4 protein-coding genes are annotated in these 3,299 nt (G+C 64.4%); all 4 read right to left on the bottom strand.

The annotated features are described in order from the left end of the window. A complete protein-coding gene (locus PHE40_RS10865) occupies positions 1-192 on the bottom strand; it encodes a 2-hydroxymuconate tautomerase (protein WP_299961653.1) in 192 nt (63 codons plus the stop codon). Between the two features lie 10 nt (positions 193-202). After that, a complete protein-coding gene (locus tag PHE40_RS10860; RefSeq protein ID WP_299961651.1) occupies positions 203-973 on the bottom strand; it encodes a 2-keto-4-pentenoate hydratase in 771 nt (256 codons plus the stop codon). 33 nt (positions 974-1,006) lie between these two features. Beyond that, complete coding sequence (locus PHE40_RS10855; RefSeq protein ID WP_299961649.1) at positions 1,007-1,813, bottom strand: 2-keto-4-pentenoate hydratase; 807 nt, start codon at positions 1,811-1,813, stop codon at positions 1,007-1,009. Positions 1,814-1,829: 16 nt separating this feature from the next. Continuing rightward, positions 1,830-3,299, bottom strand: a 1,470-nt coding sequence (locus tag PHE40_RS10850) for a 2-hydroxymuconic semialdehyde dehydrogenase (RefSeq protein WP_366523613.1), incomplete at its 5' end; no start/stop codon positions are given.

Here is a 3,299-nt window from a genome sequence, read left to right as displayed (position 1 = left end):
CTAGCCAGGCGGCTTGCCCTTGAGGACGCCGGCGGCGGCGAAATGCCAGGGCGGGACCTCACGGATGATGACCCGGACCGCATCGCGCGGGGCGCCGAGTGTTTCCATCAGCGCCACCGTGACCTTCTCGACCATCGCTTCCTTGGCCGCGAAACTGCGGTCTTCCATCATGGTGACTTCAACGATCGGCATTGCGGCTTCCTTAAGCGGTTACGTTGAAGGACACGGCGCCCAGATTCTGGAAGCTGGTACGCACGAAATCGCCAGGGGTGAGCGCGTGGGCGGCGGTGGCGCCGCCGGCGAGCACGATGTCGCCCGGCTCCAGGCGCTCGCCAACGCTGCCGACGAGGCGCGCGGCGCAGACCAGCGAGCGGATCGGGTTGCCCAGAATCGCCGCGGTGGAACCGATTTGCACCGGGCGGCCGTTAAGCTCCATGATGATGCCGAGGTTGGAGACATCGGTGGAAGGCTTGGCCCAGGCGCCGAGGTAGAATCCCGAGGAGGAGGAGTTGTCGGCAATCACGTCGGCCAGTGCAAATTTGAAATTTCTGTAGCGGCTGTCAATGATCTCCATTGCCGGGGCAATGGCTTCCACCGCGTCCAGCGCTTCGGCAAGCGAGACGTTGCCCGATAGCGGCTTGCGCATGATGTAGGCGATTTCAGGCTCGACGCGCGGATGCGTGTAGCGCGCGTGGGACATCTCGCCGCCTTCCTCAAGGCGCATCGCATCCGTCAGACGGCCCCAGATAACCTCGGCAACCCCCATTTGCTGCATTTTCGCGCGTGAGGTGAGGCCCATTTTGTAGCCCACGCGGCGCTCGCCGCGCGCCCAGCGGCGCGCGACGGAGAGTGCCTGGATTGCGTAAGCGTCGGCGACTGTGAGGTTCGGATAGGTATCGGTGAGCTGCGGCACGGCGGTGGCGGTGCGCGCGGCTTCGTCGAGGCCTGCCGCAAGTTCGGAAAGATTGGTCATGTTACTGTCTCGCGGAGTTTGAAGTGGCCATGATTATTCCTTTGCAAAAGCGGCGCGGACGGCGCCGAGGCCCTCGATGCGTACATCGAATACGTCGCCCGGCTGGACGTTGACCATCGGCCCCAGCGCGCCGGAGAGAATGGTATCGCCCGCGCGCAACGGATGACCGGCGCGCGCCATCACCTGCGCCAGCCAGAGCGCCGCGTTCAGCGGTGAACCCAGGCAGGCGGCGCCAGCGCCGACGCAGACGGGCTCGCCCGCTTTTTCCATGACCATGCCGCACAGGCGTGGATCGAAATGGCTCAGCTTCACCGGGCGCGAGCCGAGGACGTAGAGGCCGGAGGAGGCATTATCAGCGATGGTGTCGGTGATTTTTATGTCCCAGTTCTGGACGCGCGAACCAACGATTTCCACCGCGGGGACGGCATATTCAATGGCGCGGAAGAGATCCGCCACCGTGAGTTGCTCATGCATGAGATCCCGCCCCAGCACGAAAGCAATCTCAGCTTCAACCTTGGGCTGCAAGACATCGGCCAGCGATACGTCCTGCGCCTCGCCGCGCGCCATGTCAGCGAAGAGCATGCCGTAATCAGGCTGGTTGACGCCCAGCTGCTTCTGCACGGCAACCGAGGTGAGGCCGATCTTGCGGCCTGCCAGGCGGCGGCCGGCGGCCAGCGCACGCTGCGTGTTGATCTCCTGCACCGCGTAGGCCCCCGCGACATCGCCTTCGGCCAGGAGCGTGCGTACCGGCGCGCAAGGGGTGCCGCTGCGCGCCGCCTCGAAAAACAGATCGGCGGCGGTGCGGATGGCATCCGCCGTGGATTTTGAAGATAGGGTCATGATTGTTGTTCCGCTCTCAGAGTTTGACGCAGACGTTAGTGATTTCGGTGTAAAACTCAAGCGAGTGCACCCCGCCCTCGCGGCCGATGCCCGACGCTTTCGCGCCACCGAAGGCTGTGCGCAGATCGCGCAGGAACCAGGAATTCACCCAGCAGATGCCAACCTCCAGGCGGGCCGCGACGCGATGCGCGCGCGAGAGATTTTCCGTCCATACCGAAGCCGCCAGACCGTAGGGCGTTGCGTTGGCAAGGCGGATGGCTTCTTCCTCGGTGTCAAACGGGCGGATATGGCAGCAAGGACCAAAAATTTCCTCCGTGACGATCGCCGCGCCGTCGGCCACACCGGTCCAGATGGTGGGCTCAACCCAGAAACCGCCTGACAGATCCGCGGGCATGTCCGGGATACCGCCGCCGGTCACGACGGTGGCGCCTTCTTCGAGCGCCTTGGCGTAGTAGGAAAGCACTTTCTGGCGGTGGGACTCGCTGACCAGCGGGCCGAGATTGGTGGCCGGGTCTTCCGGGCGGCCCAGGCGCAGAGCTTCGGTCTCTTGCTTCATCCGGGCGACGAAGGCCTCGAAGATCGGGCGTTCGACATAGACGCGCTCAGTGCCGAGACAGACCTGGCCGCAATTGGCGAAGGCCGAACGCATCGTGCCCTCGATCGCCTTGTCCAGATCGGCATCGGCAAAGACCAGCGCGGGGTTTTTGCCGCCCAGCTCAAGCGAGACCGGGCGCACGCCGCGCGCGGCTTCGCGCATTAACGCCTCGCCGCTGCGGGTGGAGCCGGTGAAGGTGATGCCGTTGACGCCAGGATGCTGGGTTAAAAATTCCCCCGCCGAATTGCCGCCAAAACCATGCACGACATTATAAACGCCCTTGGGAACGCCAACGGAATTCATCACCTCACCCAGCAGGGTCGCGGTCAGCGGGGTCTGCTCAGAGGGCTTGACGACAACGGTGTTGCCCAACGCCAGCGCCGGGCCGACTTTCCAGGTCATCAGCAGCAGCGGCAGGTTCCACGGCGAGACGACCGCGATCACACCGCGCGGACGGCGCAGGCCGTAGTTCAGCGCACCGGTGCCATCAGGCGTCGGGGTGGTGAAACATTCCGTGGAGACGGTTTTGGCCACATCGATGAACATGGTAAAATTGGCGGCGCCGCGAGGGATGTCGATATGGGCGGCGAGGCTCATCGGCTTGCCGGTGTCGAGACATTCGGCTTCCAAAAACTCGTCGAAGCGGCGGTTGATTTCGGCGGCGACCTTGCCCAGCAGGGCCGAGCGATCGTTCAACGACATCTGGCCCCAGGGACCGTCCAGCGCAGCGCGCGCGGCTTTTACCGCGGCGTCGATCTCGGCCTTGCCACCTTCCGGGACGGAGCCGATGCGCGAGCCATCCACCGGGTAGAAATTATCGTAGGTCTTGCCCGAGCTGCCCTGGGTGAAGACACCATCAATGAAATGCGCCGCATCACGGCGGGCAGCGGA

The organism is Acidocella sp., from assembly GCF_028687955.1.
Classification (GTDB): Bacteria; Pseudomonadota; Alphaproteobacteria; order Acetobacterales; family Acetobacteraceae; genus Acidocella.
This window is presented reverse-complemented; position numbering and strand designations above follow the sequence as displayed.

Bases quoted from the DNA above. Each gene is read 5' to 3' on its own strand.
- PHE40_RS10865 (WP_299961653.1), bottom strand. From the start codon at position 192: ATGCCGATCGTTGAAGTCACCATGATGGAAGACCGCAGTTTCGCGGCC.
- PHE40_RS10860 (WP_299961651.1), bottom strand. From the start codon at position 973: ATGACCAATCTTTCCGAACTTGCGGCAGGCCTCGACGAAGCCGCGCGC.
- PHE40_RS10855 (WP_299961649.1), bottom strand. From the start codon at position 1,813: ATGACCCTATCTTCAAAATCCACGGCGGATGCCATCCGCACCGCCGCC.